The sequence below is a fragment of the uncultured Thiothrix sp. genome, assembly GCF_937876535.1.
GTDB lineage: Bacteria > Pseudomonadota > Gammaproteobacteria > Thiotrichales > Thiotrichaceae > Thiolinea.
Window position 1 is genome coordinate 1 of record NZ_CALFHZ010000003.1, and the last position, 18317, is coordinate 18317.

Below are 18317 nucleotides of genomic sequence, written 5' to 3' on the forward strand. Positions count from 1 at the left end.
AGATCCAACACCTGGCGGTCGCTCAGCAGCATGAACATGACCTCACCCTCGCGCGACAACAGCCGCCTCGTTTAGCGAAGAACGCCTTAGGTGTGGTTGACTTAGGTTATCAAGGTTTAGCCCTAGAAGGGTGTCGGGTGGTGTGGCCGTTTAAGAAGCCGAAAACACGTCAGCTGGAGCCAGAAGAGAAGGCCTTTAATCAACGCGTGGCTCGCCTTCGGGTCAAGGTGGAACACCGTATTCGTTCGTTAAAGATTTTTCGACTCTTGAAAGGGGTTTATCGCGGACGGCGGCGGCGGTTTGAACGGCAGTTACGCTTGATCGCAGGACTCGTTAATCGCATGATCCTTCAATAAAACTTTCGCAAGAGGTCTATTGATTATTAATTATAAATAAAAGCCACTATCTAAAATAAGAGCAACAAAAAACTTTTTTAATGTGTTGTTTTTACTGAATAAATAAAATCCATTTTAGACAGCTTTTTAAGGCAAAAAGCACGATATTGTTCTAAAAATTACTGTAAAACTCTACCATGTCAACAGACAAAATGAGAGAAAGAAGCTACTGCATCTCAAACCTCTACAAAAGTCTTAATTTGGCTCTCAATCTCAGTATAAATATCAGTCTCGGGAGTAGTTAAAGAAATAATGAGTGAGTACCTAGCACTTTTAGTCCACCCTTGATGCTTTTTAAGTTCTTTCCACCAACCACTCAACGGATAAACACCTATATACTCTCTTGAGGCAAGCTCTACGGCTGTGCCTATCCAAGTATCAGAATGAATTGAACCTGTTTTTCGTAAATTACTTCCAAGTATCCAGTGTCCTGATTCTTCCACGTTGTTTTTACTATTAAATTCCTCGTCTCTGGCTTGTTTATTTATACGCTGTTTAAATGCATCAAGAGTTTCTAGTGAGCGTTTAACATCAAACTGTAGGCGGTGTGAAGCATAGGAGTATTTTGTTCCCCAACCACGTTGCCCTGGGTTCGGCTCAATAAAGTAAGATAATGTTACTTTCATTTCTACGATGACATTTCCTAACTCCTCCAATGTTTCTTTTGGCCAAGGTATTCTGTGAAAATTGATATCTTTAGTTTCGATATCTTTCTTACCTTTAAAAAAAGGCTGTAAAGTATCTTGAGCAATTAGAGTAAGACTATTACTTGCACTCCAAAATAACTTCTCCTCATTCGGAACTCCGTACCCATAGCACTGCAATAATGGCCTATATGTAGTTTTTTTATTCTTTTGAAGGTTTTTGTTCATTACAAATGTTTTTAGCATTGATCCAGTCCATTCGGCGGAATGAACAATTAAGGCACGCACTGTTTCTGGCCAAAAACTCGGGTATCTAACCAAGACCATTGCTGCCAAACGAGTAGCTAATGCTGTGGCCGCGCTGGTCTCTCTAAAATTTACTAATAATTTATTATTAAAATCATGATGTGTAGAAATCAGCTCTAAGTCATCGATACAGGAGGCAAAGTTCAACGCTCGATCTATACCAATATTGCCTGCTTCCATGACAATATCCGGCTTAAATGGCCAATTTTTGCTATCCCATGTCATTGATGTGCAGCTACTTGGTGCTAAATCACCTGAGCACGCTAATGGTAGATAACCACCAAGTCTAGGGTCTTCAATATGAATTTTTTCCGTATAGCCGCCAACTACTAAGGCATTCCATGCTTGCCCAGGGTCTTGTACAGAACTCGTATAGTTGCTACAAGGATAATCTACATAATATCCAGGATCTGCATCACCAGCAGCGAGAATGATAAGGCGCTGAGTTTCATCGTCTGCACCGGATGTTAAATTATCAACAGTAGCTGACCATGAGGATGGCTTACCACGTTCTCTTCCATCGGAACTGACTGCCATACAAAATACACGTTTGCGTTCGGGTATTATTTCTACTCTCGAAATACTCTCACGAGTAATAGCACCGTATAGCCTTGGATCATTTTGAGGACTGCCCGAATTAGGCAGTATTTTTACAGATTCTAGTCTATGATTTAGTTCGACAGATCCATTAGAAACTAGAACACCCGTCAAATCACCATAAATTGCCAGACCCGCCATTGGTGTACCATGTCCACTGCGATGTCCATCATAAGTTCCCCAAAAATGTTCATAACTGTGCATATCCCCAGCATCAGCCACCAAAGCTAGCAGTGGATGTGGATGATTAATTCCTGTATCTAATAAACAAGCATAGACATCTGACTTTTTATTTACTTGAACCCTAGAAGAGAGATCATCAACCCACTCACTTTGGTCTAAAATGGTCAATTCCGTGAAAAAACCACCAACCTCTTTTGCTCTGCGTAATTCAGCCATGACCCCCAATAATAGAATGGAGCGAGCCATAGCCTCTTTCGTGCCATAAGCCAAAATAATTGCTCGATCTATGAACTTAACGATCTCCCTTGTATTATCTTTAAGCCTAAGTCCTAGTCGCCTAGCATGCTCTTGAAATAAAGCCACATTATCTGAGCTGTCAGATAGTCTTATCCAAACTTCCCACCAAATAGCTTCATTTGAATTTACAGGTAGTAGAGCAGATACATCTGTCCATAAAGCATCTAGAACTGCTAACTTAATGTCAGTAATGCTCTCCACCAGATCTTGATTCTGAGGACTGACCGTGCCGTTTTCACGTGGTTTAGTGTTCTTATCTTTATAATCAATGACTTTTTTAAGGAAATAATCAATTTTACCTTCAGGAATAAATACTGTAGCTGTTGTTGCTCCCTCATCATTCTGATGGGTTGAACATAATTCAATTCCACGTTGCTGAAACTCTAGGCTTTCTAATTTTAAAGTCAGTCCTGGATCACTAAGAAACTCAATTTGAATGCCACCTGTTTCAATGCCATGAGCACGCTGCTCATCAATCAACCCTCGTTCTTTCAGCTTAAGCTGTTCAAGTTGTACAATAAGTTTATGAGCATGAGCCTCGCGCTCTCGGGTTGGTAACTCTACCTCACCACTGCCCCCCTTTTTAGGGGTTTTAAATCGCTCCTTTTGAGCTTTGATAGGTATAATTAGATGCGGAAGATTAGGGTTAATTTCAGGCATGTACTACTCTCAACTCAATGTGCTTCTTACCCAAATGACAATGCAACATTTGAGCAGCAAGAATTTACCGTGAGCTAGTATAATGAGTAGAAATTATTCGATCTTCAAGGGAATTTATGATATCAGCTTGGGATATTTTGCTTTTATCATTGATTAAAATATGTTTAATGGCATCATCACACGCTTGTGATATTTCCGAAAAGCTTAGTTTGTTAGCTGTTTCTGCTAAAGCTTTCCAGTTTATTCTTCCCTTTGGAATATTTGTGAGTTTATTTTTTAAAGTAAAAATGATCTCTTCTTCTGTTGGAAGATGATATTCAATTACATCATCAAATCGACGGAAGAGCGCATGATCGAGTAGATCAACATAATTAGTGGCAGCAACAATAATGCTGTCAGACTGTTCCCCCTCTAACATGAGTAAAAAGCTATTTAAGACCCTACGAATTTCCCCAACATCATTGCTCAGGCCGCGATGCGAACCAATGCTGTCAAACTCGTCGAACAAATAAATGCCACGCACCTGCTGAACAGCATCAAAAATCAATCTTAGCTTAGAGGCGGTTTCACCCATGAATTTAGTCATTAAGCTATCTAGCCTAACAACGAATAAAGGAAGCCCTAACTCACCTGCTAATACAGAAGCAGTTAGCGTTTTCCCTGTACCAGGAGGACCTACTAAGAGGATTTTCTTTCTTGGAGAAAGATTATAGGAACGTAGCTTGTGTACTTGTTTATGTTCATTAATTAGACGATTAAGACGCTTTTCTATATCAGGTGGCAAAATAATATCGCTTAGGCGTTGTTTTGGATAACTTGCCACAAGAAGCTCAGAAAGCTCACCCTTAGGTTTTACTAAAGGAACAATGGCTAGTTCTTTTTTATAGCGATTACGTTTAGCCTGATCAATCAAGTCACGTATTTCGGCTGCTAACTGACTGTGACCTTGCTTGGCCTCATGTGCAGCAAGTTGCATAGCAATTGAATAAAACTGTGCATCGTCACCTTCAATGTGTGAGCGTAGCAAAGCTTTAAGTTGCTGCGACGTGGCCATAGATTAGTAAAAATATACCTTGCTGATGATGAAAAAAACCCCTCCAGTCAGCTTACATAATAGCCTTTTTTGTACATTCAGTCGATTTTCTTATGGAGCTTTGTGGTTGTTTGAGCATGTTGAGCTGACAAGCTAACTGCTCCTCTCAGCAAAACGAAAGTTGGATTTTGAACTCTGTAAAGCTCACTCAGCATGGTGTTTTATTCCTAGATTTAGTAAAACTCCTTTCCTAAATTTCTGATGCGTTTTGAAGTAAGCATTACAAAACCGTCTACTAAATTCTTACCACGATTCGCAGGTAGGGAACCTCACATGTGCACACGCCAAACTGAAAGCTATTTACACTAACGACGAACTAAAACTGCTACCCATCCTAAACTGCGCTAAAATAGCCGAGTTTTAGACAGCTCCTCTGCATATTAGACAGTTTTCCATATAAATGATTGATTCTAAAGAAATAAATCAACACACCCCGATGATGCAGCAATACCTGCGTCTCAAAGCCGAATACCCCGAAATTCTGCTGTTCTATCGCATGGGTGATTTTTACGAGATGTTTTATGAGGATGCCAAGCGGGTGGCGCAATTGTTGGATATCACGCTAACCGCGCGCGGTAATTCGGCGGGTGAGCCAATTCCGATGGCGGGTGTACCTTATCATGCGGTGGAGCAATATTTGGCGCGTCTATTGAAGGCAGGTGAGTCAGTCGCGATTTGTGAGCAGATTGGTGATCCAGCCAAATCGAAAGGCCCAGTAGAACGCAAGATCACGCGCTTACTCACACCAGGTACTTTAACCGATGACTATTTGCTAGAAGACCGGCGCGATAACCTGTTGATCGCACTGCATAAAAATCAAGAACAATTTGGTTTAGCTGCAATTGATTTAAGCAGTGGGCGTTTTACCGTGCAGCAAATCGATGGGTTAAGCTCGCTGCAAAATGAAATCGAGCGCCTACAACCCGCTGAAATTTTGCATGAAGAGGATTGGCGTTTGGAATTTGTGCGCAATCGCGTCACTACTGCACGCCCCGCTTGGCATTTTGATTTAGAAACCGCCACACGTTTATTACTCAAGCAATTTGCTGTACATGATTTAAGTGGTTTTGGTTGCGAAAATCTGCCTTTGGCTATCGCCGCAGCGGGCGCTTTGCTCAATTATGTGCAAGAAACCCAGCGCACCGCCCTACCCCACTTAAATAGCCTAAAGGTTGAACAAAGCGACGAAGGCATTATTCTGGATGCAGCTAGTCGGCGTAATTTGGAGCTGGAACATAGTTTAAGTGGTGAGCATAAAAATACGCTGGTTTCGGTGCTAGATAAAACCTCCACCAGTATGGGCAGTCGTTTATTGCGCCGGTGGCTAAATAAACCGCTGCGTGATCGTCACGAGTTGCGCCTGCGCCATCAAGCTGTCGGTACACTACTAGAAAATTATCGCTACGAAGGTATTTTAAGTACCCTGCGTAGTGTTGGTGATATGGAGCGCATTGCCTCGCGCATTGCTTTGGGCACCGCACGTCCGCGTGATTTATCGACTTTGCGCGATTCGCTTGCGGTCTTGCCAGAAGTGCATAAAGCCATTGTGCAACTCGATGATTTGCAACTGGCGCAATTACAGCGCCAACTCGATACCCACCACGAACTCCATGAGCTATTAAAACGTGCGATTATTGAAAATCCGCCCGTAGTAATTCGTGATGGTGGCGTGATTGCCGAGGGTTATGATGCCGATTTGGATGAGCTGCGTAATTTAAGCGAAAACGCGGATCAATATTTGCTGGATTTGGAAACCCGCGAAAAACAACGTACTGGCATTGATAAACTCAAAGTCGCTTACAATCGCGTGCACGGTTACTACGTGGAGATTCCGCAAAGCCAATTGCACCGCATACCCGCCGATTATATTCGCCGCCAAACCCTAAAAGGCGTGGAGCGTTTTATTCTGCCCGAACTGAAAAAGTTTGAAGATAAGGTTTTATCAGCCCGCGAACGTTCGCTAGGGCGTGAAAAAGCTTTATACGAATTGCTGCTGCAACAACTTGCTGAGCATCTCATTCCACTACGCCAAACGGCGCAGGCGGTGGCTGAATTAGATGTGCTGGCTAATTTTGCAGAGCGCGCTAATACTTTAAATTACAACTGCCCGAAATTGGTGGAAGGTGCGGGCATTGAAATTCTGGGTGGCCGCCATCCAGTGGTCGAACGCACGCTGGATGCGCCCTTTGTGCCGAACGATCTATACATGGATGCACGGCGGCGCATGTTGATGATCACCGGCCCGAATATGGGCGGCAAATCGACCTATATGCGCCAAGTCGCGCTGATTGTGCTGATGGCGCATATTGGCAGTTATGTGCCTGCTGAATCCGCGCGGTTGGGCAATATTGATCGGATTTTCACGCGCATTGGTGCACACGATGACCTGAGTACCGGACGCTCCACCTTCATGGTCGAAATGACCGAAGCCGCGAATATTCTCAATAATGCCACCGCACATAGCCTCGTATTAATGGATGAAATTGGGCGCGGAACTAGCACCTTTGACGGCTTATCATTGGCTTGGGCATTTGCTGATTATCTCGCACGTGAACGTAAAGCCTTTACTCTATTCGCCACTCATTATTTTGAGTTGACGCATTTAGCTGAACAGATTAGCACCATTGCTAATGTACATATTGACGCAATTGAACATGGCGACAAGATTGTATTCTTACATGCGGTCAAAGATGGCCCTGCGAATCAAAGTTATGGACTGCAAGTTGCGCAATTAGCAGGTGTACCGAAAACAGTGATTGGGCAGGCCAAGAAAAAACTCATTTCACTGGAAAAGAACTCAGCGAATACACCACCAGTTGGGCAAAGTTTGGCGCTGCAATTTGGCGCTCCCACCGAGCCGAAAGATGAAACTGCCCAGAAAGTGAAGGCTGCTTTGCAAGCTTTGGAACCAGATGAAATGACGCCACGACAAGCACTAGAGGAGTTATACCTTTTAAAAAGGATGTTGAACTAGTTAGCCAGTCTACCCTAGCTAAGATAGCTCTAGGGTAGACACAAATTTTGAGTTAATGTACCTTTTTATAGAATCCATTAAAACTCACATTCAAACCACCACAACGATTATTATCATTTTTAACGTCTAATCCGTTTGCTTTAAACACGATAGTAAATTTGCAGGCGTATTCATCATGATAATAAAGCCTGTTATTGCTAATTGGAAATTCGCCTTCAATATTGCCTAAATTCACATTGCCACTAGCCGCATTGCCAATCCAAATACTATCTCCCGTAATTTTCGCTTTATGCTTATCCACTGCTATAATTTTTAAGGTAGCTGTATGCTCATCGGGTTTACCTTGATCATAGCGTTGATATTCACCGAAGATAGTGCTTTGAATAGTTTGTAAATCTGCAGTCAACTCAGCCAAACGAATTTGATAAACCTCTTGAATACAATACTCAGTTCGGCAAGGGTTACGCACTTTAGCTAGCCAGTCTTTTTGCTCAGCTTGCAACTTAGCCTTATCGCTCGTTCTGCTTAAAGCTTGGGTATAGGCTTTGCCCAAAGCCTGATCCAATTGCGATAATTTGGGATTCGCACAAATGGCTTTTTCCACTAAAGTCGCGGCTTTTTTGCAATCAAAACTAGCGGCTAAGCTCGTCGCACTCATTAACACTAAGCCTAAGCCAGCACTAAAACGCAGCACTGTAAATTTCGACATAGGAACTCCAAAATTTTTTTATTAGCGAGCTATTATAACGCTTTAAGTCTTGAGCCGGAGTACCTGCAGATTAACTGGCAAATTGGCGTATTGATGAGCTTAAAGCTTCAACTAAAATTAGAAAATCGCATGAAGTCTTAGAAACGAGATAGAATATATTTATAAATATCAAGGTGCTAAGCTCTCAGCAAGCTAGCTTATGCATAATAGTAAGTGTTTCCATGGGAAACGGCTCAAATAAAAATAACTGAGCATTCAGGAAGCCTGTTACCCGCGAGAACTGATTCCTCCTCCAATCAAGAACGTAGTCTCCTAAGCGTTAATTTCAGAGGTTTCAGGCTTCCATTTTCTTTTAAGTTCAAAACCCAAGCACTATTATCGACTTAGCCCTGCCACTTATAGTTTTTCGTCTGTGAGGCTCGTTCTGTAACCTTTAAACTTTTAGTTGACATTTTCTAGAGCACTAAAGAATAAGGAATCAGAATATGATGAAGGGAATTTTTAATTATCAGGTGCCTGGACGAGCACCTAGCACGAATGAAACGAATACCACTAAAAATACGCCTGTCTCAGCTAGCACTAGTGCCCAATTTCAAAGCAGCACTAACAGTAATTCAGAACAACTGACTAATATTCAGTCATTCATTATGAGCCTCTTACAAGGCATCCTCCAAAAATTAGGTTTAGGTAGTGGTGAAACTCCAGTTATACCACCAAAGTGCGATGATGGCGCACAAAACACACCGCCAAAATGTGATGACGGCGCACAAAACACACCGCCAAAGTGCGATGATGGCGCACAAAACACACCGCCAAAATGCGATGATGGTAGCAAACCTAATTGTGGAGTAGTAACTACTCAAGCAGTAGGCGAAGAAGATGGTGGGATCAAAGATCCACCCACGGTCACTACCTTAGCTTTAGGCGAAGAAGATGGTGGACTAACCACTCAAGCTGTCGGTGAAGAAGATGGTGGGATCAAAGATCCACCCACGGTCACTACCTTAGCTTTAGGTGAAGAAGACGGTGGACTAACCACTCAAGCAGTGGGCGAAGAAGATGGCGGAGGTACAACTAAAGCCTTTGGTGAAGACGGCGGGTGCTATCTCCCAAGCTCGCCTTGTAAAGAGTGAGCATCTACTCAAGTAATTAAATAGAGCTTGAATTGAGGAGCCTAAGTGCTCCTCTTTATGCCTAGTTAGATAAACAAACTATGACAATAAATATCTTAATTATTGGTTATCCACAGCAAATCCAAACCGCACATCAAATTAAGACGCTGCAAAGCTTAGGTGCTCAAGTCATCACTTTAGATCCCTATGGGCAAGACGGTCGCTACGCACCGTTGACTTGGCAAGGCCAACAGATTACTTGGCAAGGACAAGATATTAGCCCTCGCACAATCGGTGCCGTCTTAGTTTGTGCGCAAGCCCCTGATATTCCCACCGAAGCAGCCTTTCGTAGTAGCGAACAGCAGCATTTGAATTGGGAAACTTGGTTTCAGCATTATGGTTTACAGCGTGACCGTAGCGATACTTTATTAAGCCTGTTATTACTATATGAACAGGCTGGCGTCCCGATGTTTAATCCGCCCTCCCAAACTTTGCTTTCACGACGAAAACCTTATCAACTACAACAATTACAAGCAGCCGGCTGTCACTTGCCAGCTAGCTTAGTCACTAATGACCCTGCTGAAGCGAAACGTTTTATCGTTGAACAAGGCGAATGCATCATTAAACCAGCAGCGGGCGGTTCTCTGACACTGTCGGCTAATCAGCTATTAGAGCAAAATAATTTAGACAATTTAGTGATGGCACCTGCGATTATTCAACAACGCATTCAGGGTGAAGACTTAAGGATAGTAGTAGTGAATGATGCGGTTGTCTCTTGTGCCGCAGTGGGTGTACCAGAAGGCACCATTGATTTTCGTGGTGAGCAAACTTACCAACAAGGCAAGATCACCTATACCGAAGTTAGTCTGCCGCGCTTGATTGAATTGCAATGCAGACGTGCAGCCGCTTTACTTGGTCTACGCTATACCGGCATTGATATTAAGCTCACACCAAAAGGCGAATATTATCTGCTCGAATGCAACTCCAGCCCTATTTATTTGGATGTCGAATATAAACTCAAACATCCAATTACGGAGGCTTTGTGTATGGCCTTAGTCAACGCGAGCTGAAGGCACTGCTAAGACTTTAGCCACTTCTTGTAAGTAGGCTTCTGGTGTTGTTTGCTTCTCTCTAGCCAATTGCAAGGCTTCTAAACCCAACAAACGATAAACTTCAGCTTCTAAAGGCAAACTAGCCTTTAAGGCAGCTAATTGCTTAGCCACGACTCCAGCATCACCACGTGCAATCGGGCCTGTCAGCGCGTCAACTGAGCCAAGCTTAAATAGATTGGCTACGGTATCTTGCACAATCGGTTGTAAAATTTTTAAAGCCAGCTCTTGCTCCACACCTGCCAACGCAAAGGCACGCAAACTGATACTCTGTAAAGCCACCAAATAATTACACGCAAACACACTGGCAGCATGATAGAGCGTTTTTTGCCTCGCATCGATTTTAAAACTAATGCCACCAATTTGCTGAAACCAAGGCTCTAAGACAGCTAAAGCCTCTGCATCCCCTTCTACCCCACAGTAGGTTGGTTGAAACGAAAGCACCGCTTGCTTGGGTTGAGCAAAACTTTTAATCGGATGCACACTCGCAATATAAGCACCCTGTTCTTTCAAAGGCTGCAAAATATCTGAGGCAATTGCCCCACTACAATGAAATACAATAGTGCCTTCGCGCAGCACCTGAGTTTGAGCTAGCTCAGCACAGCAAGTTTCTAAAGCTTTATCAGGGCAACCAAGCAGATATAAATCTGCTGGTTTTAATTCGGAAATAGTTTCTATAGCCTGACCTTGACCGATAAACCTGACAGCTGCTTGGCTACTCAGCAACGAAGTATTCAGAACCTGTCCAATGTTTAAGCCAACTTGTGCCCAAAGATAAGCTAGGGTTTGACCCAGATGGCCGCAACCTATGATATTGAGGCGAGTGGTAGGCTTAGTTTGGGACATGGCTAACTCTCTCTTGCTAGTGTGGGTGATTTGTTAAGGATTTTAAAAATAACGACGTGCTTGCGTTTTGCCTGCATAGCCCCAGTCTGTAGCGGGTGTGTCACTTAAAACAATATAACTTGCTTCCTCTATTCCGCCCAGAACAGTTGCTAGCAAGCTATGCAACTCCAGAATGGCCTGTTCTTTCTCAGCTTCTGTATTCGTCCCCGCTGTTATATAAGCCTGCATAAAAGCAGTTTGCGTAGCGATGGTTTGGTCAGCAATGAACCATTGATCAAGCGGTAAATATTCAACTGAAACAGCCACTAAATGGCGCTTCTTACGCAAAGTATGCTCCATGACATCAGTTACCCCTTTTATCAATTCCTGAGTTTGCATGCTACTCAAAGGTTGTGCTAGAGCGAGTTTGACAGTGATATAAGGCATCAGCTTCATCCTAGTAGTAAACGATGGCTTTACCTTAATGGAGATTTATGATCTTATCTAACGATGTATTTTAATTAATTTAATCGCAAAATCCAATGAATAACTCAGCTCACTTTAAGCTTGCCAACCTCAGTACTGAAGTATTGCGTAGTTTTGTTACCGTGGTAGAACAAGATGGTTTTATTCGGGCAGCTGATTACTTATTTAAAACCCAATCTACCATTAGCCAACATATTCAGCGCTTAGAACAAGAACTGAACACCACCTTATTCATGCCTCTAGGACGCAAACGGGTTCTAACACCTAACGGTGAAATTTTCTTAGTCTATGCAAAACGTTGGCTGAAACTGCAAGAAGAAGCTCAATTAGCCCTTGCACAAACGATGCTTGAAGGTGAAGTCCGGATTGGCATTTCTATGAGTATGGGCGAACAGTTTATTCCGGAACTGCTGGCACAGTTTGCCCAAACTTATCCTGCTTTACGCTTATTAGTTGATACCGGACATAGCTACAGCTTAATTCAAGGCTACCACAATGGTGTGTATGATTTAGTAGTGACTTTAGAGCGTGAACCTAAAGATGGGCAAATTCTAAGCGAAGACAGTATGGTATGGATTGGGCGAACCGCTTATGAATGGAATCAGCAAAAACCCTTACCACTAGCCGCTTATGCTCCCCCTTGTCAATTCCGTGATGCTTGTACTCAAGCACTCGACCAAGCAGGGATTGCTTGGCAGATGATTTACAGTGCGAATAGTTTAAATAGCTTAATGGCCTCAGTAGGTTTGGGCTTAGCGATTACGGTGCGTGCAAGTCATACGGTCATTGCAGAAACTGAGATTCTCACCCCACGCCTAAATTTACCAAGCTTACCGAAAATTAAAATCGTTTTAAGAAATCGCAATCTTACTGATGCCCAACGCTTAGTCAGTGAGATCATAACTAAGCAAGCTTTTAAGATTGTTTAACACTTTGTTAGTATTTGTTGAATAATTTGTGCTGCCTCCGCTGCCCCGCTAGGTACTACGCTCGCTTTAGTCCATTTCGTAGCCAGTAAACTTTGTAGCTGTCCAACAAACTTACCGGTTTGAATCGCTTGCCAATCCACAAAAGCCACCTCACCATGCTCCTGATGCCAAGCAAATAAATAAGGTTCTTCTGGCCAATCACCACGCTGCACACAGAGCGCTGGAATTTGGTTAACCACTGCCTCTGTTTGCATACCATAACCCGTTTTAGTGAGAACAACATCACAAGAAGCTAGTAAATCGATATAACTCAAACCAAAGGACGAAACTGGCAACAAATCTTCCCGCTGTACATGCAAACTTTGGTCATCAAAAATCCAAGCGATACCGCTAAGCTTTGGCCAAGTTTCTAAGGGATAGCGCATCCCAATCCCACCTAAACCAACTAAAACAAACTGCTGAAACTGTCCATGCGTTACAGCCTTTAAGTGCTCAGACTGCCTCCTACCTAAGCTAGCAATCGGAGCAATACTATGTTTATTGGCTAAGCTTGGCATGGGCATAGAAGGTGTAGGCTGTAGAAAACAGTTTATCCCTTGATAAGACTGTAAAATCTCTGCATGAATCGCAGCTGCACCTGTTAAATGCCCGCAATAGCTTTGAAAAATATCAGCCCAGTTCAAAGAACATAAAGCCAGCGTTGGTAAGTTTAATTTGTGTGCTGCCGCTAAGCTCAGATAAGGCACATTGGCAAACAATAAATCAGCTTGCAAAACCACTAAATCAATAGCTGCCTGCTCTACTCTAGCGACAAAATTAGCGTGAAAATTTTGATACCAAGCAAAACTTTTCGGCACATCTACTTTCAAAGCATCTAGCATCACCATGCCATTATCTTGCTGATAAGGAATTAGTTCAAAGGGCAAATGGATACGCTCTTGCAGGATCGCTAAGGGGGCTTTTGAGCGAATGGTCAGGCGCAAATTCGATGGCTCTAAAGCATTAAGCACAGCAGTAGTTTGCGCTAAATGGCCAAAACCATGCGCAGAAATATCCACGACTAAATGCGGCATAAGGACTAAGGTTTCGCCAGATTTACATTACGTTGCCATTGGCCTGTATGGGCATCTAGGAATGACACCACCGCCAAGGTTTGGGGATCATTGCTGCATAAACTGGCAAAGGCCAAACGCTGTTGATCAGCACTGATGTCATCAGCGACAATGGTGCGGCAATTGGCAGGTAAATTTAAGGCCAAAGGCTGTGACTGCTGAGTGCTTAAATCCAAACGCTGCAGCCCTTGTTTGCTGGCAAATAAGAGGGCTTCATTATTAGCCGTAAAAACCGCCGAACCGCTAGCGCCCTTCACGTTAAACACTGCTTCAGTTTGTAGATTAATCACTTGCGGCAACAGAGCGACATACCTGCCATCCTGACTGAATACCACTGGCTGGCTAAAGGCGGCGGGTGCTTGGATCTCATAGGTTTTCACGGTAGTCTTTTTGAAAAGATCATAGACCTGTAAATCGGCTTTACCTACCTTGCCCTGTGTGACAAACGCCAGTTTATTCATATTCGCATCTAAACCTAAAGCCAATAAATGAGCTTTAGGTAGCTCGACGGTGGCGAGTTCTTTGCCATTGCCCGTGTGAATCACATGTAATTGTTGGGTTTGAGCAGCATAAAAAACTTGAGCAGTGCCCGATGCATTGGTAATAGCCATAGCCGGCTGATAACTACTAGCGGGTTTAGGTAAATTCGGCACTTGTAAAGTGCGTAAAGTTTTGCCGGTTCGATGTAGAATACTTAGACCTGCAGCCTCCAATAAGGCCAGTTTAAAACCATCTGGTGTAAAGCCCATAATTAACTGCTCAGGCTTAATAGTTAAATCTACACTCTTTTCTAAAGCGCCCGTCTGTCCATTGAAAGTGTTGATACTAGGGCTAGCGCCGGTCTGCAACCACAAAATCTGTCCCTGTTCTTGGCTGAGCGCTAGATAATGGCGCTGATTAGGCTCAGCCAAAGCTTGAGCTGATAATCCAAGTCCTAATATAGCTAGCCATAAGTAATTAAATTTAACCTGCTTTTGCATGCCCGCCCCTTATTTAACTGATTTTTTTAAACTGTCAGTGGCTGAATAATCCACTTTAAATGCTGAAAACTAGTCTAAGCTTAATTGAATTTCACATTGTTTCTTGAGCAGGCAGCGTATACTGTCTAAACGAAATCAACAACACGCTGGGGAGCATATCATGGTAGAACTTGCCGCCGGGCTGCCACGTTTAGCCGACAATTTACCCAAAGATGCCGGCCTAACCCTTACTGATAAACGCATACTCGTTGACCAAGCCAAGATTTTGATTGAGCAGGTCTACGCACATATTTATCTAAAAAAAGCCTTATATGCGATTGATCCAGTACAGCGTTTAACTCTATTGCAATATCGCCTTGAAAATCCCAGCGATCCCGTCGTGAAAAATGAGCTGGAATTTCATCGTGAACTCTTATCCATTTTCACTAGCCTGCATGATTTACATACGAATTATGTCTTACCCGCGCCTTATAATTCATTGACGGCGATTTTACCTTTCTTAGTGGAAGAGTATTTTGATGATCGACAACAAGCCCATTATTTAGTCACTAAAATCAGTAGTGCAGCTCCAGCCTCCGATACCTTTAAAGCAGGGGTGGAATTAATCGCTTGGAATGGTTTGCCCATTGTGGAGGCCATTCGCTTAAATGGTGAACAGGGGGGTGGGAGTAATCCAGCAGCACGTTATGCTGTAGGTTTACGCTCCCTGACGATTCGGCCTTTAGCGATTAATCTGCCACCTTTAGAAACACGTATCTATCTGCAATATAAAACTGCAGATGACAAATTACTCGAAACTTCTTTTGAGTGGTTATTGATTAAACCCAGTAGCGGTTTAGGCGTTGATTTAGGGGCAGCCCCTAGCCCGGATATTTTACTACCCATTCGTCCTGATCCATCCACGATTTATCGCGACTTTCTGCTAGGGAATCAGCTTGAAGGCGAATACATCAATCAAGCGCGTAAGAAACTATTTGTCGAAATGAAGCGTGCTGAACGCAGAGTTTCAGGGCGGCGAGCAGCGGATAGCACCGAAGTAAAATCCTTATTGCAGGACATCACTGCGCGCTCAGTGACGACTCCGAGTGGGAATTTTGCTTATCTGCGCTTATTTTCGTTTATGGTGCAAGACGATCAAGCCTTTATTAATGAGATTATTCGCCTTTTACAGCTCCTACCACAAACTGGCTTGATTCTCGATGTGCGTGGTAATCCGGGCGGCTTAATTACCGCGGCCGAGCGCTTGCTGCAAATTTTCACTCCACATCCGGTGGAACCCGAAAAAGCGCAATTTATTAGTACCCCACTGGTTCGTGAACTCTGTATCCGTAACTCACCCTCACCGCTTGCACCGCAGATTAATCTCAAAGATTGGGTGCCGTCCCTCAAACAAGCCCCTGTGACTGGGACGCTTTACTCCACCGCGCATGCCATCACTTCTGTGGAAGAGGCCAATGATATTGGGCAAGTTTATACTGGCCCTGTGGTTTTGATCACTGATGCGCACTGCTATAGCGCTACCGATATGTTTGCAGCGGGATTTAGAGACAATAAAGTCGGCAAAATTTTAGGGGCAAACGATAATACAGGTGCAGGTGGGGCGAATGTTTGGCAGCATTTAGTTTTACGTGTTTTAGCCGAAGCGCCTGGGCGAGCTGAAACGAATGCTCTCACAAACATTTTTACTGAATTACCACGTATGGCTGATTTTCGTGTGTCTAGCCGGCGGATGTTACGAGTTGGTGAGCAGGCTGGCTTACCTCTCGAAGATTTTGGTGTAGAACCCGATGAACGCCACTATATGACGCGCACAGATCTTCTAAGTACCAATCAAGATTTGATTAATCACGCAGCTAAGTTATTAGTGGCTCAATCACATTATCAACTCAACATTAAAACCAATGCAGCGAATTGTGAATTACAAGTCACTACGGAGGCGATTGATCGGGTGGATTGGTATCTCAACAATCGTCCGGCTGGTTCACAGGATGTGAGCAATAATGCATTAACTATCACCCTGCCGAAAGCAACTGGTGAACGGAGAGTTCGGGTGGAGGGTTTCGCTAAGGATGTGAAAGTGGCTGCTACTAGTGTTAGCTTAAAATGTAGCAGCTAACTGGTTGGTATAAGCTGGGCTATTCAATAAGACTAGCCCAGCCTCTAACTCAGCTAGACAATACGCCCGTCTTTTAAGAAAACCTGCACATTATCAATTAAACGAGCTTTTCCCATCCAAGCCGAAGCCAGAATCACTAAATCCTCATCACCTTTATTCGGAACTTGTAAGTCATTGGCACGGCGCACTTCAAAATATTCAGGGCGGAAACCATGTTCGGCTAAATGCCCGATCATAATTTGCTGAATCGACTCAAATCCTTCTTCAGTCACTTTACCCTGAGCGACAATTTGCTGAGCCGCCTCTTGCAGAGTTTGATGTAAATACGGTGCTTGTTGACGCTGTTCAGGCGTGAGATAGCCATTACGTGAGCTCATCGCTAAACCATCCGTTTCACGTACTGCGGTGACACCAACAATTTGCACATTGATATTGAGATCTTTCACCATTTGCCGCACTACTAGCAATTGTTGGAAGTCTTTTTCACCAAAGATCGCAATATCAGGCTGCACTAAATTAAATAGCTTGCAGACCACTGTTGCTACCCCAGTAAAGTGGCCGGGGCGCTTTTCACCCTCGAGAATATCGCTAATCCCGGGCGCTTCGACTTTAGTACGAAGCTTGCCAGTGGGATACATACTTTCTGGGGTCGGTGCAAATACTAAATCGGTATTTAGTTTAGCTAAATAACCACAGTCAGCATCCAAAGTTTTGGGATACGCCGCCAAGTCTTCAGCACGATCAAATTGAGCGGGATTAACGAAAATCGAGACGACAACTTTCGTCCCCATTGCTTTAGCCCGTTGCACTAAAGTTAAATGCCCACCATGTAAATTCCCCATCGTTGGTACAAAAGCAATGGTTTCCCCGCTAGTACGCCAAGCGCGAATCTGTGCTTGTAGCTCTTCAATTTGATGCACTAATTGCATGCTAAGTCCTCCTCAATCTTTTTAATATTTACTAAACAAAACAATGTGCATCAGCAGGAAAATGACCACCTTTTACCGCTTCCACATAAGCACGAATAGCCTGCGGAATAGTTCGGCCTTCTTGCATAAAATTTTGCGAGAAGCGGGGTGCACGTGGGGTAATGCCTAACATATCGTGTAACACCAGAACCTGCCCATCACAGCCACGCCCTGCACCAATCCCAATTACGGGTACTTCAACCGCTTGAGTGATAGCAGTGGCTAAGACTTCCGGTACACACTCCAGCAGAATCATATCGGCACCTGCATCTTGTAAAGCTAGGGCATCGGCTTGCATCTGTTTAGCCACCGCATCTTCACGGCCTTGCACGCGGTAACCACCGAGTTTATGGACTGATTGCGGTTGCAAACCTAAATGCGCACAAACAGGTACACCATGATGGGTGAGCTGTTTGACCGTTTCGACTTGCGGTGCGCCCCCCTCTAACTTCACCATATGCGCATCACTTTCTTGCATCAAGCGTGCGCAATTGCGTAAAGCCATTTCTGGCGAGGTATAACTCATAAAAGGTAAATCGGCTAAGACTAACGCCGTTTGCGCTACCGCAGACACTGCACGGGTGTGATAAATCATGTCATCAACAGTGACCGGAATAGTCGTCGGATGGCCTTGAATCACCATGCCGAGCGAGTCCCCAATTAGGATCACATCGACCCCCTGCTCATCTAAAACCCGCCCAAAACTGGAATCATAAGCCGTGAGCATGACAATCTTTTCGTTATCTTGCTTCATCTTGCGTAGTGTAGTGACGGTACGGCGCTTAATAACTTTAGCGCTTGAGCTATCTTTTTGATCCATAG

The 18317-nt window shown here is 43.8% G+C and carries 15 protein-coding genes; 6 read left to right on the plus strand and 9 right to left on the minus strand.

Annotated elements, in window-relative coordinates; all coding sequences use genetic code 11:
* Positions 1–356, plus strand: a 356-nt coding sequence (locus Q0230_RS00705; protein WP_298607136.1) for a transposase family protein, incomplete at its 5' end; no start/stop codon positions are given.
* Between the two features lie 215 nt (positions 357–571).
* Here the strand turns inward: Q0230_RS00705 and Q0230_RS00710 are convergent.
* Together Q0230_RS00710 and Q0230_RS00715 are read right to left on the minus strand one after the other, a co-directional pair.
* On the minus strand, positions 572–3082 hold the full coding sequence (locus tag Q0230_RS00710; protein ID WP_298607138.1) for a S8 family peptidase: 2511 nt from the start codon (positions 3080–3082) through the stop codon (positions 572–574).
* Between the two features lie 64 nt (positions 3083–3146).
* Entirely contained in the window at positions 3147–4136 is a 990-nt protein-coding gene (locus tag Q0230_RS00715) for an AAA family ATPase (protein ID WP_298607140.1), read from the minus strand.
* Positions 4137–4575: 439 nt separating this feature from the next.
* On the opposite strand from Q0230_RS00715, the gene mutS reads away from it, so the two are divergent.
* Entirely contained in the window at positions 4576–7149 is a 2574-nt protein-coding gene (gene mutS / locus Q0230_RS00720) for a DNA mismatch repair protein MutS (protein ID WP_298607142.1), read from the plus strand.
* Positions 7150–7201: 52 nt separating this feature from the next.
* On the opposite strand, the gene Q0230_RS00725 is transcribed toward mutS, so the two are convergent.
* On the minus strand, positions 7202–7858 hold the full coding sequence (locus Q0230_RS00725) for a lysozyme inhibitor LprI family protein (protein ID WP_298607145.1): 657 nt from the start codon (positions 7856–7858) through the stop codon (positions 7202–7204).
* 485 nt (positions 7859–8343) lie between these two features.
* On the opposite strand from Q0230_RS00725, the gene Q0230_RS00730 reads away from it, so the two are divergent.
* Together Q0230_RS00730 and Q0230_RS00735 are read left to right on the plus strand one after the other, a co-directional pair.
* Positions 8344–8991, plus strand: coding sequence for a hypothetical protein (locus Q0230_RS00730; RefSeq protein WP_298607147.1), 648 nt, complete (start codon positions 8344–8346; stop codon positions 8989–8991).
* An 80-nt stretch (positions 8992–9071) separates the two neighbouring features.
* Complete coding sequence (locus tag Q0230_RS00735) at positions 9072–10040, plus strand: RimK family alpha-L-glutamate ligase (RefSeq protein WP_298607148.1); 969 nt, start codon at positions 9072–9074, stop codon at positions 10038–10040.
* On the opposite strand, the gene Q0230_RS00740 is transcribed toward Q0230_RS00735, so the two are convergent.
* Together Q0230_RS00740 and Q0230_RS00745 are read right to left on the minus strand one after the other, a co-directional pair.
* Positions 10023–10925: a Rossmann-like and DUF2520 domain-containing protein gene (locus Q0230_RS00740; RefSeq protein WP_298607150.1), complete on the minus strand. Its 903-nt coding sequence runs from the start codon at positions 10923–10925 to the stop codon at positions 10023–10025. The genes Q0230_RS00735 and Q0230_RS00740 overlap by 18 nt on opposite strands.
* A 42-nt stretch (positions 10926–10967) precedes the next feature.
* Positions 10968–11351 (minus strand): tautomerase family protein, encoded by a 384-nt coding sequence (locus Q0230_RS00745; protein ID WP_298607152.1) that lies wholly within the window; start codon positions 11349–11351, stop codon positions 10968–10970.
* 95 nt (positions 11352–11446) lie between these two features.
* Between Q0230_RS00745 and Q0230_RS00750 the strand changes: the two genes are divergently transcribed.
* On the plus strand, positions 11447–12319 hold the full coding sequence (locus Q0230_RS00750; protein WP_298607154.1) for a LysR substrate-binding domain-containing protein: 873 nt from the start codon (positions 11447–11449) through the stop codon (positions 12317–12319).
* Here the strand turns inward: Q0230_RS00750 and Q0230_RS00755 are convergent.
* Both Q0230_RS00755 and Q0230_RS00760 read right to left on the minus strand, forming a co-directional pair.
* The gene (locus tag Q0230_RS00755) at positions 12316–13392 is read right to left on the minus strand and encodes a hypothetical protein (protein WP_298607155.1); all 1077 of its coding nucleotides are present in this window, start codon (positions 13390–13392) and stop codon (positions 12316–12318) included. The two genes, Q0230_RS00750 and Q0230_RS00755, sit on opposite strands and share 4 nt — an antisense overlap.
* Positions 13393–13397: 5 nt before the next feature.
* Complete coding sequence (locus tag Q0230_RS00760; protein WP_298607156.1) at positions 13398–14411, minus strand: hypothetical protein; 1014 nt, start codon at positions 14409–14411, stop codon at positions 13398–13400.
* Positions 14412–14571: 160 nt separating this feature from the next.
* Here Q0230_RS00760 and Q0230_RS00765 point away from each other — a divergent pair, with 160 nt between their 5' ends.
* Entirely contained in the window at positions 14572–16527 is a 1956-nt protein-coding gene (locus Q0230_RS00765; protein ID WP_298607157.1) for a S41 family peptidase, read from the plus strand.
* Positions 16528–16580: 53 nt separating this feature from the next.
* On the opposite strand, the gene panC is transcribed toward Q0230_RS00765, so the two are convergent.
* Both panC and panB read right to left on the minus strand, forming a co-directional pair.
* The gene (gene panC, locus Q0230_RS00770; protein WP_298607159.1) at positions 16581–17456 is read right to left on the minus strand and encodes a pantoate--beta-alanine ligase; all 876 of its coding nucleotides are present in this window, start codon (positions 17454–17456) and stop codon (positions 16581–16583) included.
* Positions 17457–17487: 31 nt separating this feature from the next.
* Positions 17488–18315, minus strand: coding sequence for a 3-methyl-2-oxobutanoate hydroxymethyltransferase (gene panB, locus Q0230_RS00775; protein ID WP_298607160.1), 828 nt, complete (start codon positions 18313–18315; stop codon positions 17488–17490).
* Between the last annotated feature and the right edge of the window lie 2 nt (positions 18316–18317).